Annotated in this window: 1 protein-coding gene and 1 pseudogene; both read left to right on the top strand. The window is 41.8% G+C overall.

Features of this window, described 5'->3' with window-relative positions; all coding sequences use genetic code 11:
• Window positions 1-767: pseudogene (locus tag GCCT14_RS04815) on the top strand (type II secretion system protein GspD); the annotation flags it as partial.
• Between the two features lie 47 nt (window positions 768-814).
• On the top strand, window positions 815-1,597 hold a 783-nt coding region (der, locus tag GCCT14_RS04810; protein WP_108624438.1), incomplete at its 3' end, for a ribosome biogenesis GTPase Der.

Genomic DNA, 1,597 nt, shown 5'->3' with positions numbered 1-1,597 from the left:
TAGTGAACTCACATGGTGCTGCAGAGAGTGATTCTGCAGTCTCATCAGATTGGGCTGGGTTAGGTTCTGGGTTTTCTTCCGGAGTTATAGGACGCTTCATAACCTATCAGGGAAGGATTTTTTCAACATTAGGAAGCCTTGTACAGGCTCTTAATGCTGACGGAAACATGCAAGTTGTAATGAATCCTAAGATTCTCTCTGAAGAAAATAAAAGTGCTAGTTTCTTTGTCGGAGAGACCACTCGTATCAAGGTGAGCACACAAAAAAGCGGCGATTCAGCGGGCCTTGTTGTAAGCGGTTATGAATTAAGAGATATCGGATCCAGTATACAAGTAAACCCTCGGATCAATAACGACCAAACAATCAGTTTAAAAATTACCCAAGAAATAAGTGAGAGCAATCAACTTGCTGATGGAGACACTTCAGCTATTTTGCCGTTGACAAAGACCAGTAGAACAAATACGGAGGTGCTTGTGCCTAATAAGGGTTTTGTTGTTCTGAGTGGAATGACGCATGAAAAGGTCAGGAAAAGTTGGGCTACGATTCCTTTTTTGGGTTCAATTCCTTTTATTTCCGCATTATTCAGTAAAAGCGTACATACAACCGATAAGAGAAACTTATTAATCTTCATTCGAGCTCAAATCGTATACGATGAGAACGACAGTCAAAACATCTTGCAAGCATCAAAAAAGATTGTGGATCAAATTTCTTCTCATTTCGAATCGTTTGAAGAAAAGTTTAGCCTCTTCTCTCCTCCTGTTTTGTAAAACTCTCATTTTAAGTATACTCGCCCCCCTCCTATGGAGGGCTCGTTGTGTTACCCATAATCGCTATTGTTGGTCGACCGAATGTTGGGAAGTCGACTCTATTCAACTCAATTTGTGGACGGCGTCTTTCAATCGTTGAATCATCAGAAGGAGTCACTCGTGACCGTCTGTATGAGCGTTCGTCGTGTTTAGGAAAGGAATTTATCCTAGTAGACACGGGAGGAATGATTTCAAGTGAAGATCCTCTGACGCAACAGATTTTTAAACAGTCTCAAATTGCTTTGGAGGAAGCGGATGCTGTTATCTTGGTCGTTGACGTTCGCGCTGGGATTCTTCATCTCGATGAAGAATTGTTGGGAATTCTGCGTCGTTATAGAAAACCGGTCTTCATAGCAGCCAACAAAGTAGACACCCCTAACCTTCATCTCCTGGTTCATGAATTTGAAGCTTTTGGTTATCCAGTCTATCCAATTGCTGCTTCGCATGGTTCTGGAGTCTTTGATTTACTGGAGGCTGTTCTTGATCCATTTGATATTCAAGATGAGCAAAAAGAGGAACCCTTCTTGCGAATAGCAATCGTAGGACGTCCAAATGTCGGAAAATCGACTCTTATGAACTGCGTTCTAGGGTCTGAGCGTTCGGTTATGGGCGAAGAGGCTGGAACAACTAGAGACAGTGTAGATTCAACATTTTCATGGAATAGCTATAAATTTGTGCTCACTGACACATCAGGAATTAAAAAAAGAAAGGCTAGGCAAGGTGATCTTCTTGATCAGCTCGCATTCTTAAGAACTGAACGAGCTTTAGAACGAAGTGATATTGCCATTCCA

The sequence above is a fragment of the Candidatus Similichlamydia epinepheli genome, from assembly GCF_003056015.1.
The sequence above is the reverse complement of the archived record's forward strand: the minus strand, read 5'-3'. Positions and strand labels throughout refer to the sequence as shown.